Here is a 23,669-nt window from a genome sequence, read left to right as displayed (position 1 = left end):
AGGTAGGGAATCGGGAATCGGGAATCGGGAATCGGGAATCGGGAATCGGGAATCGGGAATAGTAATAAGATTTGATTCTATCTTGATGCACTAGCTCATGGGAAGCATGGCTGTTTTATTTTCCTACTCCCTACTCCCTACTCCCTACTCCCTACTCCCTACTCCCTACTCCCTACTCCCTACTCCCGATTCCCTACTCCCTCGGTGCGCTTTCCGTAGGCGAATTAAATTCGCCACGGGTCGCACCGCTCCCGACTCCCTACTCCCTTCAAACCTAATTACTCAACCACATGTAACCGTCGAGTAATCATAATCATGCCATCCCCCCGAATTAATATAGCTGAAATCCAGCGGTCTTCTGGTAACAGTGGGGCTCGGCCAATCTTAAAAATTCCACCGGCAGCCAAAGATTCCAGGTCAACCTCCGTGGGATTAGTATAGCGCTGTGACCTGACTGATTCTTCTATAGCCACTCCCAGCAGCAAATCATCTCCGAGGGGTTCCTGGACAATGGCATCAAAATTAAATCGCTGACCAATACGCACTTGTTCTGGTAACTTCACCGTTACCTTGGGAGGATTAGCTCCTGATGTGATTTGGGAACGCTCTGCCAAAATGGTGGAATAGACAATTTTTTGGTTTTCAAAGCGCTGACGCGATCGCAAAGTCGATTCAAATTTGGTCTTACTAGCATCCTGTTGGTTACTAGTAATATAAGTCACAGTTTCTGCCACGATCGCGTTGCCCTCTTGCTGCCAATCCGTCAGTTCCGTGCGGTAATTCAACACAGGGTAGCGCTGCCACAATTGAAGCAACGCTTCTCCCATCACATCCCGACTTAAGCCATCGGAGTTAGCAAAATTAGCGCTATAGAATTCCAGCAACCCTTCAACATCCTTGCCATTAGCGAAGCGATCAATTTGGCTGAGGGTATCTTTAAGCTGAGGCGGTGCGGTTTCCGGGCTATCTGCTTGGGCTTTCAGAGGAGAGCCGAGGGTCAACCCTACCGTTAATAGTACAAATACTGACCAGTCCAAAGAAATAGACTTGACTTTAGTAGTAAAAGATTGGGATAGTCGTTGCAGTAAGGTGGCTGGATTGGTCATTGGTAATCGTTAACTGGTAACTGGTAACTGGTAACTGGTAACTGGTAATTCTGGTAACTAGTAATTAGTAATTGATCATTGGTGATTGGAGAAAGGGTAATCCCTTGGATTCACCAATGATACCAAATCTAGTTTGATAACCTATGTCTAGCTTGTAGGGTGGGCAAAAACAGTTTGATTTTTTTGAGTACTCTAGAGTATATGACTTTGCCCACCCTACTTTAATTGGTATTTTTTTTCTTCCCGATTCCCGACTCCCGATTCCCGATTCCCGATTCCCATTAACCCAAGACAAAAGCCCCTCACCCAATTGATCAAGGAGACCTATAGCCGTGTCTAAGTCACCCATGCGATTGCTGATTGCCGCCAGTGGTACGGGGGGACATATATTTCCCGCCCTCGCAGTAGCCCAACACTTACCCAATTACACTATCGAGTGGCTTGGTGTTCCTGACCGCATTGAAAATGAGTTGCTACCACCAGACTATCCCCTGCACACCATTGCCGTAGAAGGTTTTCAACAACGCTTCGGTCTCGGTACTCTGCGCATCTTCACTCGCCTGGTCAGTTCAATTTGGCAAGTGCGGCAACTGCTGAGAGAAGGTAAATTTGATGGTGTCTTCACCACTGGGGGTTACATCGCTGGACCTGCAATTATGGCAGCACGGTTGCAGGGTCTACCTACTATTATACATGAATCTAACGCCATTCCCGGAAAAGTAACCCGGTGGCTGAGTCCCTTTTGCAATACCGTAGCCATAGGGTTTGAAGCCGCTTCCAAGTACCTACCCCGGATTAAAACTGTAACCGTTGGTACACCAGTGCGGGATAGTTTTCAACAGAGTCAATCCCTGGAACTCCCGATTCCACCAGAGGTACCCTTGATTGTGGTGGTTGGGGGTTCCCAAGGAGCAGTGGCAGTGAATAAACTAGTGCGCCAATGTGCTCCCGTCTGGTTTGAAGCTGGTGCTTGGATTGTTCATTTAACTGGAGAACAAGACCCAGAGGCTAACACCCTTAGCCATCCTCAGTACCTGTCTATGCCCTTTTATGACCAGATGGCACCATTACTGCAACGGGCCAATTTAGCCATTAGCCGTGCTGGTGCTGGAACCTTAACTGAGCTAGCCATAACTGAAACACCAGCCATTCTGATTCCCTACCCTTATGCAGCGGAAGACCATCAAGCTTTCAATGCAGCTAGCTTTAAGGATTCTGGTGCTGCTTTAGTATTTCGTCAAGACCAGTTGACTCACGAAACGTTAGAACAGGAGGTGCTGGCTTTACTCAAGTCTCCAACTAGGTTAGAAGAGATGAAACAAAAAACAGCTAGTCTTGCGATTAGAGATAGTGGAAAGCGTTTAGCCTCTCTAGTTCGTGAGTTAGTTGAAAAATAAAATATGAAAGGAGAACTATGATCTCATGTCAATCAAGCTTTACCTTGACTTTAAATATTAATAGTTTCAGAGGTTTGATTAAATACCTAAAAATTGCTCAAACCGAATAAGAACAATAAAATAATTGCAAAAAAGTCAAAAAAATAATGTAGAATAGCTTCGAGTTGTTGATTCGATAATGACTAGATTGATTTATTATTATTTTGCCCTTATAATAGTTATTGCTTAAGCGTAATATCGAACCAAATTTACTGTGATGATAACTTTGTATAAGGCACCACCTTTATGGGGATTACCGAGCATTAGTCCACCCTGTATTAAATTGGAAACTTGGCTGCGTATAGCTAATATTGCTTACGATATCGAGATTACTAAGGACTTTACTAAAGCTCCCAAAGGCAAAATTCCGTTTATAGAATATAAAGGAGAACTCATCGGTGACTCCACCATAATTATCGAGATGCTTAAGGAAAAAGAGGGCATAGATCCTGATCGGGATTTGACCTCAACAGAAAAAGCAATCTCCTTAGCTTTTCGGCGGATGCTGAAAGAAAATACTTATTGGGGAGAGATGTATATTCGTTATAACATTGAAGATAACTGGCAATTATTCAAACAAACATTAACGACTCTCTACTTTGCTGGGAGCTCGACACCAGAATCGTAACAGTTTTTACAACAGGTGCGAAATTCCCTTTCTAATCAGATTTATCAACAGGGACTGGGTCGTCACTCCGAGAAGGAAATTTCTCAAATTATTAATGCTGAGTTTCAAGCCCTGTCTGATTATTTAGCAGATAAACCATTTTTTATGGGGGAGAGACCGACCACTTTAGATGCAACGGCTTATGGTTATATTGCAAACATGATTTTACCTCCTTTCAAGAGTCTGATTATTGATCGCGTATCTCAATTTAAAAATATCTGTCAATATTGTGAACGGATGAAACAGGCGTTTTTTCCAGATTATTTGGATTCTTAATCCAGAAAATTTTCTAGGAGATGTGGTAATTGCCTTAAATGTCAAGTAATCACAAAGCGCGATCGCATTTTCAATTTACGGGTCGCACCTGTGGAATGGGCATCAGGCGTGGAACTGGCATCTTGCCAGTTTCATGCTTATTGCCGGGCGGGCAGGATGCCCACTCTACTCCTATTCAGCGCGAAGATTCAGCAACGCCAGAAAAATGACTGCTTTGGCAATATCGACTGGTGAACCAAAAGGTCCTGGGATGAGGTGATTATTGACCTGCTTGCTAACGGATTGCAGTTGTTCTGGTGTTCAACCAAGATCTGACCAGAGGGGTGTTTCGATTCGCCCTGGGGCAATAGAATTAACGCGGAGCTTTTGGGGAGCAAGTTCAACCGTCAAAGCTTAATCAACAATAAAGTTTTCAGACTTCTGTCACCTTCTAGACTAAGGCAGTGGGAGAATAGAGTTATCACCTGGCAAACCATTCAAAACCCTTAAAAACCCAACTATGGCTAAAACCGTTGCTGAAGTCATGACCCGTGACCCGATCGTGGTGCAGCCCGAAACACCGATTAAGGAAGTGATCAAAATTATTGCTGAACAAAGCATCAGTGGCTTGCCAGTGGTTAACGAAGCAGGCAAATTGGTGGGAGTGATTTCAGAAACTGACTTGCTGTGGCAGGAGACAGGAGTAGAACCGCCAGTCTATATCATGTTTCTCGACAGCGTGATTTACTTAGAAAATCCTGCCCGTTATGACCAAGAACTCCATAAAGCACTTGGACAAACCGCTGGGGAAGTAATGACTGGTCATCCCATGAGCATCAAACCGGATCAACCCTTACGGAAAGCGGCTAAGTTGATGCAGGAAAAATCAATCCATCATCTACCAGTAACAGATGAGGCAGAGCAAGTGATTGGAATTCTGACCTCTGGGGATATTGTCCGGGCTATGGCAGCTGAGTTACAGAATTAAGGGAACTGTTCTATCTCAAATAGTGTTCACGGTGAACAACCAACATGGTAAGTTTAGTTTTGGCTAGATATTGAGCAATTTACCCATGAGCGTTACTCGTGAATCTGTCGAACAGCTGCTGAATTCACCGGATTTTGGCCAGCGCATTAGTGGATTAAACCAACTACGCCAGCTGGAACCATCGGTGGCGTTTGAGCTAATTCAACCCTTGGTTAACGATAACAATGTTCGGATTCGATATGGGGCAGTCAGCCAGCTCCATACCTTGGGTAATCAGGATTTAACCTTAGCTTTGACCCTATTACGCGATCGCCTTTTGAATGATCCAGAACCAGATGTTCAGGCAGCAGCAGCGGATTCCTTGAGTGCCTTGAAGCTCACCGAAGCCTATGATGATTTAGAGCAAACCTATCACCAAACCACTGAGTGGATCATTAAATTTAGTATTATAGCTGCCTTAGGGGAACTAGGTGAACCCCGTTCATTTCAACTTTTAGAAGACGCTCTCAAATCCGATATCAGTTTAATCCAAACCGCCGCCATTAGTTCCTTAGGAGAATTGGGAGATCCCCGGGCTGTGCCTCTGTTGATTCCCTTTGCCACTAATTCCGACTGGCAAATTCGTTACCGGTTAGTACAAGCACTGGTTAATCTGGGAGGAGAAGAAGCTAGGGCAGTCCTAGAAACATTAGCGAATGACAGTGTTGAGCAGGTGGCTAGTGTAGCGCAAGAGGGCTTAAAAGCATAAGGCTTGAACAGGGAATAGGGAGAAGAGTGTGGGGAGAGGCGGGAGTGTGGGAAGTGTGGGAAGTGTGGGAAGTGTGGGAAGTGTGGGAAGTGTGGGAAGTGCCCAACGCAATAACAAACCCAATTACAAAAACCCTTCCATCTCGATCATTTCAATCATCTGAAGTCCACGGGGGTCTCCCACTTTCAAGAGGGCAGCTTTGGCGTCTTCTTTTACCCCTAGGTCTTCATCATCAGCAAATGCTTCAATTAAGGCATCAATAGCACCAGCGTAAACCGCATTGGAGGGCAATTCCCGACACAGTTGCCCGATAGACCAAGCACAATTACTGCGCACTGCTGCTACTGGGTCTTTCCTTAAACCAGTAATCAAGGGCGGAATCGATGCGATTACTTCTTCATAATCTAACTCTGCCATTTGCGCCAGAGCACTAGCTGCCCACAAACGCACTGCAGGAATATCCGTTTTTAGGGAATCAATTAGAGACGCTAAAGCACGGCGATCGCGACAGTTTCCCAATGCCCAGACAACCCCTTTACGGACATAACCGTTCCAATCTTGGTTAAGTTGGTCAATCAAGGGCTTTACTGCCGTGGGACTGGGATTGCGCCCTAGACCATAGGCAGCACTTACCCGCACTAAGGGACAAACATCATTTAACAGGTTAATCAGATGGGGAATTGCCCGCTCATCTTGCAACTCACAAAAAGCACGAGCTGCTAGCATCCGTTGCTGGCTTTCCGGTGCCGTTAACAGAGCCAGCATTTCCTCTGGATCAGGTTTGGGAGCTTCTAACTCATCTTCAATCGGCTCTATGTCATCTAAAGGGCTTTCTAGTAAAGCCGTATTATCCAGTAAACTCAGATCATCATCGTCATACATGCCTGATAACCTACCTTATCTTGCCTGATTCTACCAGGGTCTTATTTCTTATTTAGTATTGTCTGTGCAATGGTTTAACCATCCACAGAGATTGGGTTCTAAAACCCAGTCCGTGGTAAAGGTTCAAAGCGACTTGATTCGATTGAAACACCTGTAGTCCAATTTGGCGATCGCCTCTTGCCCTTGCCCTAGCTTCAGCCTGCTGCATCAGTGCTGAACCAATGCCTTGACGGCGGTGTGCTGGCATGACGTACAGTAAAAAAATATAGGTATAGCGATCGCCATTTACCTGATCAACCCCATTTCCCATCCACAGACAACCAACTGGCAAGGGATGAGTTACGATAGAGCCTTTCCTAGAAACGTTCCCATCCGCTACTGTAACCCACCACAGCGGGGTTTCTCTGGAAAAGTACTGTTTAACAGTCCTCGCCAGGTGAGAAAAATCATTTTGTTCTGGGAAAAGCTCTTGGTAAGTTAACTCCATGAACTTCACCAAAATTGCCCGTTCTCGTACCGTTCCCAGGCGTAGCTGGTACCGTGCTAACAATGGCTTACTCACCAGTGTTCCCAGAATTTTGGTTAACAACCAACTGAGCCGATACTGGTGCTTGAATGCTGGCAGCGTCAAACTCTTCAATCGGTGCAGGGGCTAGCATATCGTTCGGTAAAAAGATCCGAGAACTGACTGCCAATAGGGCAATTAAGAAGCCTAGTAATGCCAGTAGGGGAGCAATGTACTGACGAAATATAGCCATGAATTTAATGGTTCGTTGATTTTAACAATTCTTTACTTTCTCCATCTTACAACAATGGCAAAGCTTTTAGCGGTTGAACGCGATCGCGTGGCCTTTTGGCCAAGGTTATTTGGTTGAAGGTTGAAGGTTGAAGGTTGGGGGTTGGAGGTTGGAGGTTGAACGCGATCGCGTGGCCTTTTGGCCAAGGTTATTTGGTTGAAGGTTGAAGGTTGACGGTTGGAGGTTGGAGGTTGGAGGTTGAACGCGATCGCGTGGCCTTTTGGCCAAGGTTATTTGGTTGAAGGTTGAAGGTTGACGGTTGGGGGTTGGAGGTTGGGGGTTGGAGGTTGGAGGTTGGAGGTTAGAGGTTGGAGGTTGGAGGTTGAAGGTTGGAGGTTGGAGGTTGGAGGTTGACAGTTGACAGTTGAGCACCAACTTTATCACCAGTACATTACATCCGATCAGCGCTAGCTAATATTAGCGTTAAGTTGCTCTAATCTAGCGTTTCTCATAGTAATCAGGTACACAGAATTTTTTCCCACTTACCTTCCCCCCTTATTAAGGGAGGGGGGATCCCTCTTGTTTCTTACCTGTTCCCAGATCCGCTGTTCCCTATTCCCTGTTCCCTATTCCCTGTTCCCTTAGACTCGCTCGGCTAGTTTTGTGATAACTTCAATAACCGTATCCGCAAGTTGATCATTTCCCCGGAGCCAACCGAGGGGAGTTAGATGCTTACCGGGAAGTTTCTCATCAATGAGAAGTTTATTGCCTAAATTCTCCTCTAGCCAACGCACCGTTCCAGCTTGTTGAGCAATCTTATCCTTACTGAAGCTAATCAAAGCAGTAAGATTAAATAAACGGCTATTTTTGATCAAGCAATAGGTTTGTTCGGGTGTGGGTAACACCCCGAAACCAAGTCTGTCTACTAAATCAGCTATGAATGGAACAGGAACCGCACTACTGGTACCGCTAATAACAGGAGCCATTAATACAGATGGTTGATTGATCAAAGAAATATATTTTAGCTCAGCATCTCTGAGGCTATCTTCAATCTGCTTCTCTTGATCTTTCCCCACACAATCTCCCAGAATTTCCTGAAGTTTTTTGGACTCCAAATCACTTAAAAGTTCCAAGAGTGCGATGTATTTTGTTCCAAGGCTGTGACCTAACCAAAAATAATTATTCCCTCTGGCAGAGGGGTCTTCTTCATAGATCCTGTACTCATAGCCCAATTTTTTTGCTTCTTCCAAAATTCCCTGGAATAGGGTTTTTTCTTCTTTGACCAAACCAATTGCTACAGGCCAATGGCGGAAGGTAAATCTAAACGGTCTGGCAACAACGGTATAACCTGATTCAAATAATCGCTTGGCGATATATCGGTAGAAAATTGTCGGAAAACTTCCGAAAAACGCACCACCAATTAACTGAACAACACCTATCGGCTTGGGATGGATAGCAACCCAAGCAAAGGGAATTGGTCTAAATTTAAATTCGGCATTCATGGCAGTAAGCTCTTTTAGGATAACTAAGTTGCAGGTTGCAGGTTAAAGGTTAGAGGTTGAAGGTTAAAGGTTAGAGGTTGAAGGTTACAGGTTAGAGGTTGAAGGTTACAGGTTAGAGGTTACAGGTTACAGGTTAGAGGTTGAAGGTTAGAGGTTGAAGGTTGCAGGTTGCAGGTTTAAGGTTACAGGTTGCAGGTTGCAGGTTGAAGGTTACAGGTTACAGCTTGAAGGTTAGAGGTTGAAGGTTACAGGTTAGAGGTTGAAGGTTACAGGTTAGAGCTTAGAGGTTACAGGTTACAGGTTGAAGGTTACAGGTTACAGGTTATTCAAGCGTCAACATTCAACATTGAAAATTCAACCTTGGCCAAAAGGCCACCCTAAGCGAACAACCTTCAACCCCACCTTCAACCCAACATTCAACCTTGGCCAAAAGGCCACCCTAAGCGAACAACCTTCAACCCCACCTTCAACCCCACCTTCAACCCCACCTTCAACCCAACATTCAACCTTCAACCTTCAACCCCACCTTCAACCCCACCTTCAACCTTCAACATTCAACCTTCAACATTCAACCCCACCTTCAACCTTCAACCCAACCTTCAACCTTCGTTGTCTTTTCACCTGAGCCGAGTTGGGCACGAACAAACTGTGTCCGCCGCTCAGTTAATAGCAAACTCAGAGCCATGACGAATTCAGAGGCACTACCGACAAGGGTCCCAACTCGAGAAATCGGTACAGCATTGCCAATTAGGGCAACCAAGGTTCCCACAAATAGCCATGGCCATTTCAGCCTTACCCAGATGCCGATACCAATCAGCAGCACGAACAAATTGACCAAAATTGTTACAATTGGTGGAGCACTCACTTCCGCTACTGTGTAGCGCAAGGTGCCAGCAAAGGTGACTGGAACCAATTCTAGGCCAACAAACTGGGTCGCCACTTCAAACCCACCCAGTCCTAGGGCAAGCACCCAGGATAAAACTCGTACAATTATTGTATTAGCCCAAACTGCTCCAGCGCGGTGAGCTAGCTCAACAGCAATTACAATGAACAGCGGCACTACTAAGAAGTGTAATAGGAAGCGCACCATACTCAGTGATTTCAGGAGATCTCCTTCACCAATCAGGCTCCCCATGGCCAGAACTAGATTGTCATAGCTAATGCTTGCTAGCACAATTGGCAGCACAATCATGGCCAGACTAGTTGAGCGACGCCACAGGCGAATTGCCCATGCCAGTAATACCCATTCCACCAAAGCAAGACTGAGATGGCCAAGGGGATAAATTTTTAACAAACTTTTAGTCATGATGTTCCATAAACTGAAACAATATCTAAGCTTGGTCTTGATAAGTGCTATGGCTGTTGAAAAACGTGACCAACCTATGCAAGACCGGCTTATGGGTAAGAGTATTGATCGTCGAATAGCAATTACCCTTAGTTACCAGTTAATTGATTTCAATTCATTGTTGCAAGTTCCTGGATTGTTGACACTCCCCGCTCGCTTTGTGACGGGGATTCCTAGATCTACGACCGGCCTTAAACCTCCGTGTCCAAATGGCAATATCTAAACCGAAATCCCGTCAAGACTAAGATTTTAGTTCAGTTCACGAAAGACCCAGCGGGCTAGTCTCCTTAGGCGTTTAGTTACTTTTTGAGAAGTGTCTTATAGAGTTCGTTGCTTCCCTGTTTCACCTGGTTTCGGCGTGCCCCGCCGTACCGTTGTTTTCTCAAAGTGTTTTTGCTGAGTTCACACACCAATTGTTAGTTGATGGTTGGGTTTTTAAGGAGGATTTTCCCTGCCCTCCGGGCATTACTTCTTTTAGGTCAAGCAGTGGCGGGTTTCTGACCCGGTTGCGCCTCGGTTTCTCAGCCTGTACCCATATCTAAATAATACTCTACGCGAGGTATTGTCAATCCTTTTTGGCAAAATTGTGTCTAGGCGACTAAAGTCGCAGCGAGCCTACATCCGGTGGTTTAAAAACGCGGGGTTTTGGCTTGTGGGAGTTCCCATAAATTTACGTTAATTAATAAATCGCAAGATATTGTAATCAAATCCGACCTCAGCATTCACGTCTTAGCTAAAATCAGGTAATGCTGGATTAATCAACAGAGTCAGCCCTAATCGCTTTTTCAAATAGGGCACTTTTTCGTGACTCGGTTTGGAAGATATCAGTTATGTTACCCTGATCATAAATAGTTGATAGCTGATTAGCCTTGGGCTGAATGGTTACCATTGGATTACAGTCACGGTTAAGAGCTTGAGGATTTTTCTGTCTCTTCTTGTGTCAATTAAGATAAAATACTCTAAAATTAGTAGGGGAAAATTAGTAGGGGCGAAAAGGGTACCCTCACCAGCCTTGATATGGGGGGAATTATTGCCTGTATGTTTCAGCAACTCTCTCTCCTAAAGGGTACAGTGTTGCTTATAATGCAAGTAATCCCAAAAAATAGCAGGAAGACAAGGAGTAACTAATTCGATAATTTCAGATAATTTCAATTGAAGAACGATCGGGTTTTTAGCCCGTTAGTGCTTTGATTGCTAAGTTAAACTTAAGCTAATGCGCTACGCGCACGCTACTTGAGGTGCTATCAGCTATCAGCTATCAGCGAACGGGTGACCCCTGACCCCTGACCACTGACTACTGACCACTGACGGCTGACGGCTGACGGCTTACAGTTACACCAACTTGGGGTGGTCAATCATGACGAAATCGAAAGGATTAGCTTTAGTCTCAGGGTTAATAAAACTTATTATTATTTGTAGCCTGATTCAACCGATGCTCGGTTGTACTCAAGCAACGGAAAATTTGAGTAAGGCGGATTTAAATCAAGAGATTCAAGCAACAGAAAATTTGGTTAAGGCGGATTTAAATCAAGAGATTCAACTTCATATCGATCAGATGGCATTAATGGAATCGAAAACGATGCAAGTTAAGGTTCTGGATATAGTAGAGGATTCCAGATGCCCAGCTGATGCGGTTTGTGTGCAGCCAGGACAAGTCACCATTGCCTTCGAGGTTGTCAAGGAAAACTCACAACCAGAGGAGGTTGAGTTAACCCTCAGAGCAGCCCAAGAAAATTTAGCTGTTAAAAATTTTGATGGCTATTCCATGACATTAAAAAATGTTGAACCCTTGCCAATGACTAATCAGGAAAAAATAATACAATCCGACTATATTGTAACGATTGTTGTATCAAAGAGTTAAACCCTCGGAAATCTAACCTATAATTCGGATTTGGGTATCGATTTTTTCAATCGAGACACCACAGATAAGGGCTTTGCTGATTTGGGGAGATGATTTATGAAACTGTGAAAGAGGGTGAAGAGACTGGAAGTAAGGCAAGATAGAACAGACTTAATCATCCTACCAATAAGCAATGCCCTAAATCAGAAACTGTTTTGAGTTGATTTCGCTATGATTAAAAGTGGCTGGCAAGGCTTCCAAGGTGTTGCTTCTGGCAAGAAAACTTGGCAATAAAACCTGAGCTAGCAAGGGCGATCATAGTAATAGCAAAAATACTTAAATACTACTATGCCTACCAAGATAAACCATCACCACCATCACCACCATCACCACCATCACCACCATCACCACCATCACCACCACAACCCTCTGCACTGTATTGTTCCGGCGTATATGCTGCGGGAAGTTTCAGAACAGGGAAGCCCTATGCAGCGAGAACGGGCATTGAGCGCCCTAGTGGAATCTGGTCAGTTCCGTGGGGTGCGCCAGGAATTAGCTGACTTCTCCACACGACCCAGTTCCCGAGAACCAGGAGCAGCCAAACAACGGGTGATCTGCCATGCAGACTACCAAACTCGTTTACCTGGCCGTCAAGTCCGGGGGGAAGGAGACCCGGCCACAGGTGACACAGCAGTAGATGAAGCCTACGATGGTTCTGGAGCCACCTTTGATTTATATCGTGACATATACGAGCGGAACTCGATTGATGATCGAGGGGTGGTGTTGACCTCAACCGTTCATTATGGGCGCGGTTTTGACAACGCCTTCTGGAATGGTCAACAGATGACCTATGGGGATGGGGATGAAGATTTGCCAGAAGAGGAGAGACTCTTCAATCGCTTTACTATCGCCATCGATATTATTGGTCATGAGCTGACCCATGGGGTGATCCAATATGAAGCAGGACTGGTCTATCGGAATCAACCAGGTGCTCTCAACGAACACTTCGCTGATGTGTTCGGAATCCTAGTTAAGCAACGGACACTGAACCAAACTGCTAGTGAATCGGATTGGGTGATTGGAGCTGGTCTGTTTACTGAGAATGTCAATGCTAAAGGCATTCGCTCCATGAAAGAACCAGGGAGTGCTTATAACGACCCCAGACTAGGTAAAGACCCTCAACCAGGTCATATGAGAGACATCTACACCGGGTCTCAAGATAATGGTGGGGTTCATATCAATTCTGGTATCCCCAACCGAGCCTTCTACATTGCTGCTCTGGACATTGGTGGATACGCTTGGGACAAGGCCGGTTGGATCTGGTATCTTACCTTGAGGGATAAGCTGGGTTCCACCTCAGATTTTAAGGATGCTGCCAGAGAGACATACAAGGTGGCAGGTGACCGATTTGGTGTTGGCAGCCTGGAACAAAAAGCTGTCCGTAAAGGTTGGGAAGAGGTAGGTGTTGAGATTATTGAAAAGCCTCCGGCACCTCAACCCTCTGAACCCCCAGGATGCTCCGCAGGTGCGCCAGACTTTATCAGGTCTTTTTTCACCCCCTCCTCTTAAGGATAGGAAATTCTTTAGGGTGCGTTAGGGAAGGGCTCGCCCAAATTTTCCGCCTTTTCGGGCCTGGCAAAGTCCGTCCAGTAACGCACCATCCATAGGCTCAGATTTTGGCATTGCTGAATAGTGGAATGATTTGAATAGTTTTGTGGAACGGGCATCAGGCGTGGAACAGGCATCTTGCCCGTTATCAATATTTCCGGACAGGCAGGATGCCCACCCTACTCATAATCATTCGAAGATTCAGCAATGCCAAAAAAATGGTAGTGGTAAAGATGTAGTGATTTGGCTACGGTAAGCGTCAAGGTTTCGGGGATTAAAATCACTACTTTTGTACCACTACCGAAAAAAGATGTAAAATCACTACTTCTACAGGACTACTAAACTCCCCCCATAGACGCTCGCAACCCTGCCAGGAGTCATCTCACCTTGAGATTGAGGTTTTTAACAGATTTTACAACATTCTTTTGATGATTGAATTCCAAGATTTTGAACCGTTATATCCAAAAATGTCTTGGTAAAAAGCATCAATCTTGTAAGTGTCTTTATACTGCATCAAAAATCTACTAACCTCTCTAATCTTGTCACTCTTAACATCACCAATATCTTCAAAGTTTTCATCCCAATACTTCCAGCACTCTAGATTGGTGTCCTCAATAATAATATAGTCTCCAGCATGTCCATGAGAATGAAAAGTGCTTAAAATCCCAGAGACATTGACATGAGCATCTTCAATAATTAGCCAGGGATGATCTAATTCAGAAAGCATTTTGGCAGAAAATAATTCCTCAATTTTGTTGACATCACCCTCAATGAAAGTGATGCGATCGTCTTGTTGTGATTTCTTGTCTAAGAAGGCAAGATTAATGTCAACAGAGTAAACCTGGCATGGAATCTCAAAGATCTGCAGATGATCAGCGATCCAGACAGCACTACCGCCTGTAAACGCCCCAATTTCAATGACTACTTTAGGTCTTAGTTCGTACAGAAGCATTGGGTAAATCACCATTTCCAGAGCACTCTTCCAAATAGGAATTTCCTTCCAATGCTGTTTGTAGCTACTTTCAATTAGAAACGGCCATATATTAGATGGCAAATCGCAACAATCTTTTCGTGCATCAATGTCAATAAATCGATCAGATGCAGACATCTCCCGTTGAGGTAAATTTTCTTCTTTAAGGCTTTTATATCCAAATTTATCTGACATTGTATCTACCTGTTTATTCATAGTTCGATATCTTTGTTGCGCAGAAAATATAAAAAAATATTTTCAGTTATCTCCAGATGTGAGCAGTTTAATAATAAAGGAGCTTACAGTGGATTCAGAGAAGCATTATTTTGCAAAGCATCAATAAACATACTGACAAAGCGTCTCTTGTCTCCCATACCGCCTTTAATCATTAAGTCTGCGAATCGCTCATTTATGTGCTCTTTCACACATTTCACAGCAGCTTCGCCATGTTGTTCATCTTCTTCACAATGTAGTTGCAACCATCTACACTCTTCTGCTTTTAGTTTGAGTCTTTCGCGCATAGTTTTCGCACAGGAGTTTAGGTAACTTATAAGATACTCTATAACGACATTCATACCCAAATACTCTATTACTTTTTCATCTGAAAAGTTGCTCCAATAGGCATGATAGCCTGCTGTTAACTTCGATTCTGGTTCAAGCTTATAGCCCAGTGCTTTAAGATCTCGTATTGCTAATATATCGTGATCAGCCTCGTCTCTGGCGAGATGAATATATAGCATTTTCATGGCATTAGTAGGAGCTGCCTCAGCTGCTCTTAACAGTTGTGTTTCGCCAGGAGCAGAATAATGATAAAAAGTCGACACAAGGTGGATGTAGTTAGTTCTGGTAGCCAAATCAAAGGCTGCTGCTATTTCTTTAGCGCCCTCCTGGGCAATACAATCCAGTGTTTGAACAGTCTTTTCTGCCAGACCACTGTAATTCATATTTGCTCCTTCTAATCTTGGTTAACTTAACATTCTATACTAGCAGGACTTACGCAAAAACACCAGACATGGGGTATTCTCAGATCTTGCACCTAATGACAGAGAACTCACAACCAAGGTCATCTGCTCGCTGGGGAAGGCATAGATGCCCAGGGTAATCGCACTTAACTTTAGATCAGATTTACTTGACAAAAAGGCTTTAATACTTGCTCTGAGATTGTAGACAATATTGGTTCAATCGTGCTCCACTAGCTAATATCGTCTCTCCTTCGGTTAATTGCCATGACTAAAGGATTTGCACCAGGGTCTAGCTCAACACCAACATCCAGTTCGAGGCCATCTGATCCTGTTAAAAGGGTCAAACGCACCATTATCGATGAACTCAAGAACTTAGATGACCCCAGAACAAAGCGTAAACCAGACCATCTGCTGGTAGATATTGTAGCGATTGGGATCAAGCGCCACTTTAGCTGGAGCAGATAATATGGTGGCGGTCGCTACCTAAAGCCCGCGAAGAATACGAGTGGTTAGCCACCTTGTCTTGATGCAAAGCGCGAGTGGTTTGAATTTACCGTAAGACAGTTGAGCCTTAATCAATAAGTTTTACCCCTTTTCTGCATAGCCTACCAACCATAAAGGCTCAACTGTCTAAGGTTTTGTCTCCGGGGGAAACCCCCGCGTGAAGGCGCTGCATCGCTTTTGGAGTTGCCAAATGGGATACCGTCTCACGACACGACGCTCGCGAGTGTTTGCCCTGATTGACCCAGAACAGTTTCATGACTTTTTATTGCGCTGGATAGAGTATCTTACGGATCAATTAGATATCAAGCTGATTTACATCGATGGGAAAACCTCTCGTGGCTCTTACGACCGTCAAAGTAAGCTCAAAGCCTGACCTAGTGTGAGTGCTTGGAGAATAGAATGAAAAATGCTGTAAAGTAAATTTTCATGAATAGTAAGTATTAAAAAAAATATTGCCATGCTGTGCTGTATGGTACTATTTTAAGTAGATTTAATAGTATAATAATAAAATGGTAAAAGCATGATTTTTATGCCTACTTTGTTAAACTTATCGAAGTACTATATCAATGATTGAAGTTAAATTTTTTGATAAAAAAGAACGAGGAATTGTAGCCACAAAATTGATTACCAAAGAGACATTGATTGAGGCTGCCCCAGTGGGATCATTTCCTGCCGAACAATGGTCAATTATCAATAAAACTGAAGTGTTTAAGTACTGCTTCGTAATCCCTGCAGAATATGAAAAAAAACAAAATGTGGGCGGTTATATTGCCTTTGGTCTTTCATCCCTATGTAATCATTCGGAAACCCCCAATGCTTATATCAATTGGGTTAAAGATGAGATTGGTCTATGGGCACATTTAATCGCATCGAAAGATATTCAGCCAGGGGAGGAAGTTTTGCTTTTATATACCAACATTGATCAATATTCTTTAGCTAATAAATTTATTTGAGTTATTGTTTAGAGGATATCTGAAAAGTTTTTTGATACTGAATTTTGCCCCCCTAGCCCCCCAATTCTGGGGGGAACAAGAATCCATTTGTTGGTAAAAGTCCCCCAAAATTGGGGGATTTAGGGGGCTTGAATGTAGCAAATGAGACTTCTCAGACAACCTCTTAAACCAGAATAGTACTTTTTTAATGCTTAAAACAAAGCAATCACAGATAGACAAATGGGCATTCCTGAATCAAGTAATGAATATGAGTGAGGTGGGCTCCTGCCTGTCTGAAAATATCAGAAACGGGCAAGATATCCATTCCACAGAACTCTTAAAATCATTTCATTATTAAGCAACGCCTCTTCAGGCTTGGTTGGCACAGGCTGAATGGTAACGGGCAAGATTCCTGTTCCACCCCTGATATCTGTTCCACCCCTGATCACCATTGCACCCATAATTTCCATTCCACCCAGCGGGTCAAACAGCATGCATTGAAATGCACCCAGTGCCTGTTATGGCGCTACGCGCAAGGCATGCATGCTAAATTGACTACAACAGCTTTTAAGCTTGTATCAATGTCAAACACCTTAATGGGTAGTCTTATACCGATGGAGCCAGTTTGCGTTCGCGTAGCGTGGCCAACGGCCAATCGCGAAGCGGTTCTTTTGGAACATCGCGTTTTTAGCCACTGGCCACCCTAGGATTAATCTGTAGGATTAATCACTACAATTAATCCCTATAATGAATCACAATGGTCTAAGCAAGATTTTAGTAGTAAAGACGGGGGTGTTATGAAAATATACTTTGAGCGTACTGGCGGTTTTATGGGGATGACTATGGCAACTGAGGTTGATACTGAATCCCTATCGCCAGAAGAAGCTGATCAGCTGCAAGCCATGATTAATACTAATAGTTTCTTTGAGCTACCAGCACAGCTGATGTCATCAACACCGGGTGCAGATCAGTTTAGCTACAAACTGACCGTAGAAGTCGCTGGACGGAAAAAAACTGTGGAAATTGGTGATACAGCAGTTCCAGAGATGCTGCAACCTTTGCTAAGACGCTTGACCACTATGGCAAGGTCAAGTAAGAAGTAAGAATGAAGAATTAAGAATTTAGAATGAAGAATGTAGAATTAAGAATTAAGAATGTAGAATTAAGAATGTAGAATTAAGAATTTAGAATTTAGAATCTGGGGGGGTGAGATGCAAGCAAGCTTAAATCGTTACTGGGTAGTAATTTTAGCCCATAAGTGATCAAAAGATACATGCTGTTTTGGGCTGACATTTGACATAGTGATAAGGCTCCCTCGCTTCCACACAATCAAAGTCGGGTTAGTTTCCGAGTGTATCTTACCTGAGCTCATTGGCGTCAAAGCCTTATATACTACTAAGCTTTTTAGGGCTCATGTCACCCCCCGAGATGTATAATTCTAAATTCTGCATTCTAAATTCTGCATTCTAAATTCTACATTCTAAATTCTGCATTCTAAATTCTGCATTCTACATTCTACATTCTACATTCTACATTCTACATTCTAAAATAACGTAGTCGGAGCATAGGGGATAATATCAGGATCGAATCCCCCCACTTGATTAGTGCGGATAACCCAAAGTTTAGCGCCATGGTTTAACAAAAGACTAGCGATTTCGTCATGACCACGTCGTGGTAGTATAGTGCGCCAGCTAGCAAGTCCTCGGAGGATCGACATAATTGGACTGTCACTAGCAGCAACTCCCACCAAGGTTTCAGAATTTTCCTTCCAGTCACTACGAACAATTCCTAGGGGAGTCAGCTGTTGTTCTAGTGCTTGTCCCAACTCGGATAATTGTTGAAATCGCTGAGTTTGGGGATGATCTGGATGACTGTTCAACCACTCTTGAATTTCAGGATTGTCATTCACTTCATCTTCTATCTGTTGGATGGCTACATAAAGCGCTTGATTGGAGTCTTGCACACAGGACTCTGCTGGTGAAGCCAATGCTGCACCGTCACCATCCCCCGTGCGGTAGCGAGCCATCATGACTTGTAACTGATGCTTCAATTCATCCAAAGGTGATAGTTTAATATCACCAAACTCGTAGTCTTGGGTGACAGCATCCAATTTAACAATCACATCAGAAACAGGTCGATTGCCTAACCAACCCCGCTGCAAATTTCCCATATAGTTCGGCCATTTGATTGACCCTGCAATAATGCCATCGGGGTTACTAGCATAAACTTGCTGGTACTCTATATCAAAGCGTAATTCATCGCTTAATGGGTCACGCACTACATGAGCAATACCATAGGCAAAGTGACCGCTTACCATATTAAAAAGGACACGTTCATCTTTTTTATTACCACCAATTCCCCCATAAAGATGGATGACAATTCCCCGGTCTCCCTCCTGCCAAGGGGATATCGCAGCGTCTGGTTGTTCAGCTAAAGGATCCAGCAGAACTGTCTTGGCAGTACCTTTTTGCTGTTCGGTATTTTCCCAATTTTTTTCCTTAATGTAAGTTACCCCTTCTTCAACTCCCAAAATTACTTGCTCTGGCTCTAGCATCATCAAAGCCCTAGGTTCAATCCCTTGGGTCACAAAAATTCCGTCAGGATCCTGAGCACCATAAATATACCAACCAGCACTATTTAGAGGAGAGTCTTCAATCTGGGAATTGGTAGATCTAGGGATGCCATACCGGTCAGCCACCACTTGAGGAATACGAATAATTTCTTGAGGTCCATCAAATTGTTTTGAGTCTTTATTAAAGTGAGATACTTGAAAGCGATCGCTTTCAAGTATCTCCCGCTTAATAATGGTAACCAAGCCATAGAAGCGACCGGTAATTTGCACTGGGTCTTCGGCAATAGTCAAAGATGTCGTTGTTTCTGACTCAGTCACAACTGGATTGTTTACCATGACAATCACATTATCGTCAGGTCTGGCTGCAGCCAAAGATTCCAGGGGACCTACCCGATTCAGATGATTTAATCGAACCGGATGCATAGCGCCCCCTGTCATGCTATCTTCAGTGGTTTGATTAAAATTAATATCTATGGTAACTCGCTTCACATAGTCTTGGATCCCTGGAGCATCCTTACTCCATCCTAAGGTCACAATCTCTCCTACCAGATGCTGATACTCCGGAGCAGCATGGTAGACTTCAAACAGTACGGAATCATCAGTTGTTCGTTCCTCCTTGGGCAGCTCTATCAGTCGTCCGATCCACTCACTAACGGGTTGATAAAGACTTGATGATAGGGTCTGATTTACGGGATAATAGCTAGGTTGATTGATCTGATCGTTACGACAAAGTTCGTAGTTAGATGGTTTCGGTTCGGTCATTTTTTTCTGGGCTTGAGAGTAGATCAAAAATACCACCCCGATTACTAAAATTAGGATAACCAGGACGATTACCAAAGGGTTTTGGAGATTTACCATCATTAACAACATAGTTTTCAAATGAGATGCCAAACTATATTTTAGGGAGTAGGGAATAGGGAGTAGGGAACAGGGAACAGCGGATCTGGGAACAGCGGATCTGGGAACAGGGAACAGGTAAAAGGCAAAAGGCTAGACCTAATCAATTCTACAAGAATTTTTGGTAAGGTCAAAAACTGTAATCATTCTTTCCAATTGATCAGGTAAACATAATAAACATAATATTGATAATTCCCTCTCCCCACACCTCCGAAATATCCCACAATTCGGGTGCATCTCATTTAAGCTGCTTGACCTGGTGGTGCGTTACGGGGCGGGCTATCCCAACACTGGTGACGAGGTGGAAAATTAGGGCGAGCCCGCCCCTAACGCACCCTACGCCTCCCTATTCCCTATTCCCTGTTCCCTACTTCCTACTCCCTACTTCCTATTCCCTACTCCCTACTCCCTACTCCCTACTCCCTACTCCCTTTAATTTGACGCAGCCACATCCATCCTAGAACGGCTATTACCAGAGACACCCAACCGGTCAAGGGCTTTAGCAACAAAAATCCTCCAATTCCTAACATTGCTCCAAACATTAGCAATATCGATGCCAGCACCCGTTTTAGATCGTGTTCCAAATCCTGGATTGGGGCTAAACCGGTGCGAAGCTGCTGACGTTTCCAGCCAGGCCCTGCTGGACGCACCCGTCGATAAAATTCATCTAAGGTGGTATCAGATTCTGGTGGAGTGAGCAACATTACCACTACCCACAACACACCAGTAATTCCAGCTGTTACTAGCAGACGCCAACCAAAGTCAGGAATCTGAATAACTGGCACGACACTAGTACCAAACCCGACTACAAAACCAGCAACCATGGCGGTTAGTTCAGCAGCAGCATTAATCCGCCACCAGAACCAACGTAACATTAACACTAATCCCGGTCCAGTACCAATGGCAATTACTAATCGGAACACGGTGGCAACGTCTGTGGCAAAGAAGGCGGCAATTGCTCCTAAAACTGTGACCAGCACTGATGCGATCCGCCCCACTAAGACTAGTTCCGATTCTGTGGCTTGGGGATGAAAAAAGCGCAAATAGAGGTCATTAGTGAGATAGGAGGCTCCCCAGTTAATGGAGGTAGACACAGTACTCATAAATGCGGCAATCAGGGAGGTTACCACTATCCCGAGCATGGCTGGTGGCAGAAAATCTAGCATCAGTTTGGGATAGCCCAATTCCCGGTCTGCCAAATCTGGATAGATTACCATTGCGGCTAGGGCAACTAGGATCCAGGGCCAGGTCCTGATTACATAGTGAAAGATATTGAATAGCCAAGCGGCTTTCTCGGCATCTGCTTCATTTTTGGATGCGGCCAGGCGCTGGACAAATTCACCACCGCCATCACTGCGACGCCATGCCCACCATTGCAGGAAGATATAGGCAGAGAATGTGCTAGCACTGATGCCAGCGGTTTCACTCCAACTAATCCCTCCGGAACCGACAGTGAGGGGAAAAAAGGCTAGTACATCCTGTTGGGTGACTTCCTGCACTTTTGGGACTAGTTGATGAATACCACCGACATGGTTAATGGCAACTACAGCAACTATCATTGCTCCGAGTAGGGCAAAAAAGAATTGGAAGAAATCCGTAGCTACTACGCCCCACAGTCCAGCAAAGCCAGCGTAAACTAAGACTAGAACACTTACTCCCAATACACTCCAGAGTTTTACACTACTGGCTTCGGGCGCAATACCAAGGCTTTGCCAAATTTCTAGAGCACCTACGACTTTGACCATGGCTAGCATGGCATAGCCAATGGCAATACAGTTGATTGGTACCGCAAACAGAAAGGCTTTGGTTCCCCGTAATAGGGCAGCTATCGAGCCACCATAACGGATTTCCGTGAGTTCGGCATCCGTAACAATTTCTGACCGTCGCCACATCCGGGCAAAGATGTAAATCATGATCAGATGGGATATGCCAAAACTCCACCATTCCCAGTTGCCCGCAATGCCTCGATTGCCAACTACCCCGGCAATGTAGAGGGGGGTATCTATGGAAAAAGTGGTGGCAGCCATACTGGTACCGGCTAACCACCACGGGAGCGATCGCCCCGAAACAAAGAAATCCACAAGACTGCCGGAAGCCTTGCGAGAGAGGTATAGTCCTAACCCTAAAGACAAGACTAAGTAGACTAGGACAATCAGCCAATCAACGAGTTGCATAAATTCCGGTTGCTGGTCACGGATTGAGATATCATATCAGATTCGGACGGGATCCCCCTCCCGTCCCCCTTAATAAGGGGGAAGCCAGTGCGTAGGGTGCGTTAGGGGCGGGCTTGCCCTCATGTTCAACCTCTTCGAGCCTGGTTGGAACCGCCCGCCCCGTAACGCACCACGGGATCAAACTACGGTATGGTTGATATCTACATCGATCTGGCTGCGGAAGAAGCGATCGCTGCTGAGAAAGGGTGTAGGGTGCGTTAGGGACGGGCTCGCACTGATTTTCCGCCTCGTAGTGTTGGGATAGCCCGTCCCGTAACGCACCGCCAGTGTTGGGACGGGCTCGCACTGATTTTCCGCCTCGTAGTGTTGGGATAGCCCTTCCCGTAACGCACCGCCAGTGTTGGGACCGCCCTTCCGAAAATTGCCACAGGCTGGAAGCCTGTTCCACGCAAACATGCCCGTTTCACCCACCGGGTCAAACAGCATGGATGGAGATGCACCCCAATAGGCAATAGGGGCAACAGCTCCAGAGTTTTTTAGTAAAATAAAACAGATGCACCCAATCCGGAAATAGGGAGATATTTGATATGGTTTTCCCCTTGCCAGATAAATACATTGACCTGCTCACGGATTTCGGCTTTAAGCGCGTCTTTGGCACTGAGCCCAACAAAGCACTGTTAATCGACTTCTTGAATACTCTGTTGCCTCCTCACCATCAGATTCAGGATGTCACCATTAAGAATCCGGAGTTCTTGGGTAAGACCTTAGTAGACAGAAGAGCAATTTTTGATATTTATTGCCAGAGCACAAGCGGTGAACGTTTCATTGTGGAAATGCAAAAGGCAAAACAAACGTTCTTCAAAGACCGCAGTGTCTACTATGCCACTTTCCCGATCCAAGAACAGGCGCAACAGGGAAATTGGAATTATAAGCTAACGGCAGTCTACACCGTCGGTATTCTGGATTTTATTTTTGATGACCATAAGCACGATTCAGAACTGTTGCATGTGGTAGAGCTAAAAAATCAGCGGTGTGAAGTGTTCTACGATAAGTTGAAATTCATCTATGTGGAACTACCAAAATTTACTAAATCTGTTGATCAACTAGAAACCCATTTTGATAAGTGGTTATTTTTATTGAGGCATCTCGCCAGCTGTAATGCTCCCCCTGAACCGTTGCAAGGGAATGTGTTTGCCCAGCTATTTGAGGTGGCCGAGATTGCCAATTTCTCCTCTGAGGAGCAAGCCCTGTACCAGGATAGTCTGAAGGTCTACCGGGATATGTACAGTGTTAATCAAACCTTAATTCAGGAAGGTCTTGAACAAGGTAGACAAGAAGGTCTTGAACAAGGTAGACAAGAAGGTCTCGAACAAGGTAGACAAGAAGGTGAACAAGCAGGTATACAAAAGATTGCTAAACAGATGAAGGCAGCAGGGTTACCCCTGAAGGATATTGCTCAATATACTGGGTTGAGTGTGGATGACATTGATCAGTTGTGAGCGAGCCTCTGAACCTCAACCTTGAGTATTTGAATATCAACCTTT

29 protein-coding genes are annotated in these 23,669 nt (G+C 44.6%); 16 read left to right on the top strand and 13 right to left on the bottom strand.

The genetic code is table 11. The features are described 5' to 3' along the window. The first annotated feature begins 106 nt into the window (after positions 1–106). Entirely contained in the window at positions 107–307 is a 201-nt protein-coding gene (locus F6K63_RS23310) for a hypothetical protein (protein WP_131826871.1), read from the top strand. Here the strand turns inward: F6K63_RS23310 and F6K63_RS23305 are convergent. Both F6K63_RS23305 and F6K63_RS23300 read right to left on the bottom strand, forming a co-directional pair. Next, positions 279–1,106 carry a DUF8623 domain-containing protein gene (locus F6K63_RS23305; RefSeq protein WP_008190095.1) on the bottom strand — a complete coding sequence of 276 codons (828 nt, stop codon included), beginning with the start codon at positions 1,104–1,106 and terminating at the stop codon, positions 279–281. The genes F6K63_RS23310 and F6K63_RS23305 overlap by 29 nt on opposite strands. 64 nt (positions 1,107–1,170) lie before the next feature. Beyond that, a complete protein-coding gene (locus tag F6K63_RS23300; RefSeq protein WP_131826872.1) occupies positions 1,171–1,401 on the bottom strand; it encodes a hypothetical protein in 231 nt (76 codons plus the stop codon). 52 nt (positions 1,402–1,453) lie between these two features. On the opposite strand from F6K63_RS23300, the gene murG reads away from it, so the two are divergent. The 6 genes from murG to nblB all read left to right on the top strand — a co-directional run bounded on the left by murG (position 1,454) and on the right by nblB (position 5,200). Then, positions 1,454–2,503, top strand: coding sequence for an undecaprenyldiphospho-muramoylpentapeptide beta-N-acetylglucosaminyltransferase (murG, locus tag F6K63_RS23295; protein WP_008190099.1), 1,050 nt, complete (start codon positions 1,454–1,456; stop codon positions 2,501–2,503). Between the two features lie 256 nt (positions 2,504–2,759). Beyond that, complete coding sequence (locus F6K63_RS23290) at positions 2,760–3,170, top strand: Tom37 metaxin N-terminal-like domain-containing protein (protein WP_008190102.1); 411 nt, start codon at positions 2,760–2,762, stop codon at positions 3,168–3,170. A 15-nt stretch (positions 3,171–3,185) separates the two neighbouring features. Then, the gene (locus F6K63_RS23285; RefSeq protein WP_287313218.1) at positions 3,186–3,485 is read left to right on the top strand and encodes a glutathione S-transferase C-terminal domain-containing protein; all 300 of its coding nucleotides are present in this window, start codon (positions 3,186–3,188) and stop codon (positions 3,483–3,485) included. 38 nt (positions 3,486–3,523) lie between these two features. Continuing rightward, complete coding sequence (locus tag F6K63_RS23280; RefSeq protein WP_158026179.1) at positions 3,524–3,694, top strand: hypothetical protein; 171 nt, start codon at positions 3,524–3,526, stop codon at positions 3,692–3,694. A gap of 290 nt (positions 3,695–3,984) precedes the next feature. Next, positions 3,985–4,452 (top strand): CBS domain-containing protein, encoded by a 468-nt coding sequence (locus tag F6K63_RS23275; RefSeq protein ID WP_287313217.1) that lies wholly within the window; start codon positions 3,985–3,987, stop codon positions 4,450–4,452. A gap of 85 nt (positions 4,453–4,537) precedes the next feature. Further along, positions 4,538–5,200, top strand: a complete 663-nt coding sequence (gene nblB, locus F6K63_RS23270) for a phycobilisome degradation protein NblB (RefSeq protein WP_071102697.1) — start codon at positions 4,538–4,540, stop codon at positions 5,198–5,200. 123 nt (positions 5,201–5,323) lie between these two features. On the opposite strand, the gene F6K63_RS23265 is transcribed toward nblB, so the two are convergent. The 5 genes from F6K63_RS23265 to F6K63_RS23245 all read right to left on the bottom strand — a co-directional run bounded on the left by F6K63_RS23265 (position 5,324) and on the right by F6K63_RS23245 (position 8,321). After that, positions 5,324–6,082 (bottom strand): HEAT repeat domain-containing protein, encoded by a 759-nt coding sequence (locus F6K63_RS23265; RefSeq protein WP_071102698.1) that lies wholly within the window; start codon positions 6,080–6,082, stop codon positions 5,324–5,326. 52 nt (positions 6,083–6,134) lie between these two features. After that, a complete protein-coding gene (locus F6K63_RS23260; RefSeq protein WP_008190112.1) occupies positions 6,135–6,644 on the bottom strand; it encodes a GNAT family N-acetyltransferase in 510 nt (169 codons plus the stop codon). Continuing rightward, positions 6,637–6,840 carry a DUF8624 family small hydrophobic protein gene (locus F6K63_RS23255; protein ID WP_008190114.1) on the bottom strand — a complete coding sequence of 68 codons (204 nt, stop codon included), beginning with the start codon at positions 6,838–6,840 and terminating at the stop codon, positions 6,637–6,639. The genes F6K63_RS23260 and F6K63_RS23255 overlap by 8 nt, the downstream gene beginning before the upstream one ends. A gap of 105 nt (positions 6,841–6,945) precedes the next feature. Further along, on the bottom strand, positions 6,946–7,251 hold the full coding sequence (locus tag F6K63_RS23250) for a hypothetical protein (RefSeq protein ID WP_287313216.1): 306 nt from the start codon (positions 7,249–7,251) through the stop codon (positions 6,946–6,948). Positions 7,252–7,460: 209 nt separating this feature from the next. Beyond that, the gene (locus F6K63_RS23245; protein WP_287298134.1) at positions 7,461–8,321 is read right to left on the bottom strand and encodes a DUF1350 family protein; all 861 of its coding nucleotides are present in this window, start codon (positions 8,319–8,321) and stop codon (positions 7,461–7,463) included. Positions 8,322–8,667: 346 nt separating this feature from the next. Between F6K63_RS23245 and F6K63_RS23240 the strand changes: the two genes are divergently transcribed. Continuing rightward, a complete protein-coding gene (locus F6K63_RS23240; protein WP_287313215.1) occupies positions 8,668–8,946 on the top strand; it encodes a hypothetical protein in 279 nt (92 codons plus the stop codon). Here F6K63_RS23240 and F6K63_RS23235 read toward each other — a convergent pair. After that, complete coding sequence (locus F6K63_RS23235; protein WP_287313214.1) at positions 8,902–9,627, bottom strand: hypothetical protein; 726 nt, start codon at positions 9,625–9,627, stop codon at positions 8,902–8,904. The two genes, F6K63_RS23240 and F6K63_RS23235, sit on opposite strands and share 45 nt — an antisense overlap. 1,396 nt (positions 9,628–11,023) lie before the next feature. Between F6K63_RS23235 and F6K63_RS23230 the strand changes: the two genes are divergently transcribed. From F6K63_RS23230 to F6K63_RS23220, 3 genes are all read left to right on the top strand, one after another. Further along, positions 11,024–11,527, top strand: a complete 504-nt coding sequence (locus tag F6K63_RS23230; RefSeq protein WP_287313213.1) for a hypothetical protein — start codon at positions 11,024–11,026, stop codon at positions 11,525–11,527. A 327-nt stretch (positions 11,528–11,854) separates the two neighbouring features. Then, entirely contained in the window at positions 11,855–13,075 is a 1,221-nt protein-coding gene (locus F6K63_RS23225) for a M4 family metallopeptidase (protein ID WP_202799277.1), read from the top strand. 133 nt (positions 13,076–13,208) lie between these two features. Then, positions 13,209–13,370 carry a hypothetical protein gene (locus F6K63_RS23220; RefSeq protein WP_154659957.1) on the top strand — a complete coding sequence of 54 codons (162 nt, stop codon included), beginning with the start codon at positions 13,209–13,211 and terminating at the stop codon, positions 13,368–13,370. Positions 13,371–13,526: 156 nt separating this feature from the next. On the opposite strand, the gene F6K63_RS23215 is transcribed toward F6K63_RS23220, so the two are convergent. Together F6K63_RS23215 and F6K63_RS23210 are read right to left on the bottom strand one after the other, a co-directional pair. After that, a complete protein-coding gene (locus F6K63_RS23215) occupies positions 13,527–14,300 on the bottom strand; it encodes a CmcI family methyltransferase (RefSeq protein WP_287266119.1) in 774 nt (257 codons plus the stop codon). Positions 14,301–14,383: 83 nt separating this feature from the next. After that, positions 14,384–15,028 carry an iron-containing redox enzyme family protein gene (locus F6K63_RS23210; RefSeq protein WP_008190140.1) on the bottom strand — a complete coding sequence of 215 codons (645 nt, stop codon included), beginning with the start codon at positions 15,026–15,028 and terminating at the stop codon, positions 14,384–14,386. Positions 15,029–15,310: 282 nt separating this feature from the next. On the opposite strand from F6K63_RS23210, the gene F6K63_RS23205 reads away from it, so the two are divergent. The 3 genes from F6K63_RS23205 (at position 15,311) to F6K63_RS23195 (ending at position 16,503) form a co-directional block, all read left to right on the top strand. Then, positions 15,311–15,511 (top strand): hypothetical protein, encoded by a 201-nt coding sequence (locus F6K63_RS23205; protein WP_287266116.1) that lies wholly within the window; start codon positions 15,311–15,313, stop codon positions 15,509–15,511. A 229-nt stretch (positions 15,512–15,740) separates the two neighbouring features. Further along, positions 15,741–15,923 (top strand): hypothetical protein, encoded by a 183-nt coding sequence (locus tag F6K63_RS23200; RefSeq protein ID WP_193374721.1) that lies wholly within the window; start codon positions 15,741–15,743, stop codon positions 15,921–15,923. Between the two features lie 193 nt (positions 15,924–16,116). After that, positions 16,117–16,503: an SET domain-containing protein-lysine N-methyltransferase gene (locus F6K63_RS23195; protein WP_287313212.1), complete on the top strand. Its 387-nt coding sequence runs from the start codon at positions 16,117–16,119 to the stop codon at positions 16,501–16,503. Positions 16,504–16,784: 281 nt separating this feature from the next. On the opposite strand, the gene F6K63_RS23190 is transcribed toward F6K63_RS23195, so the two are convergent. Then, on the bottom strand, positions 16,785–16,976 hold the full coding sequence (locus tag F6K63_RS23190) for a hypothetical protein (RefSeq protein WP_008190150.1): 192 nt from the start codon (positions 16,974–16,976) through the stop codon (positions 16,785–16,787). Between the two features lie 303 nt (positions 16,977–17,279). Between F6K63_RS23190 and F6K63_RS23185 the strand changes: the two genes are divergently transcribed. Then, on the top strand, positions 17,280–17,585 hold the full coding sequence (locus F6K63_RS23185) for a protealysin inhibitor emfourin (RefSeq protein ID WP_287313211.1): 306 nt from the start codon (positions 17,280–17,282) through the stop codon (positions 17,583–17,585). Between the two features lie 440 nt (positions 17,586–18,025). Here F6K63_RS23185 and F6K63_RS23180 read toward each other — a convergent pair whose 3' ends face one another. Both F6K63_RS23180 and F6K63_RS23175 read right to left on the bottom strand, forming a co-directional pair. Continuing rightward, positions 18,026–19,816 (bottom strand): abortive infection protein, encoded by a 1,791-nt coding sequence (locus F6K63_RS23180; protein ID WP_287313210.1) that lies wholly within the window; start codon positions 19,814–19,816, stop codon positions 18,026–18,028. Between the two features lie 551 nt (positions 19,817–20,367). Further along, positions 20,368–22,125 carry a sodium:solute symporter family protein gene (locus F6K63_RS23175; protein WP_287254553.1) on the bottom strand — a complete coding sequence of 586 codons (1,758 nt, stop codon included), beginning with the start codon at positions 22,123–22,125 and terminating at the stop codon, positions 20,368–20,370. 587 nt (positions 22,126–22,712) lie between these two features. Between F6K63_RS23175 and F6K63_RS23170 the strand changes: the two genes are divergently transcribed. After that, positions 22,713–23,624, top strand: a complete 912-nt coding sequence (locus tag F6K63_RS23170; RefSeq protein ID WP_287313209.1) for an Rpn family recombination-promoting nuclease/putative transposase — start codon at positions 22,713–22,715, stop codon at positions 23,622–23,624. The last annotated feature ends 45 nt before the right edge of the window (positions 23,625–23,669 follow it).

Origin of the sequence: Moorena sp. SIO1G6, assembly GCF_010672795.1 — a bacterium.
Classification (GTDB): Bacteria; Cyanobacteriota; Cyanobacteriia; order Cyanobacteriales; family Coleofasciculaceae; genus Moorena; species Moorena producens.
Note: the sequence above shows the minus strand (reverse complement) of the source record. Positions and strands in the feature narration are given on the sequence as shown.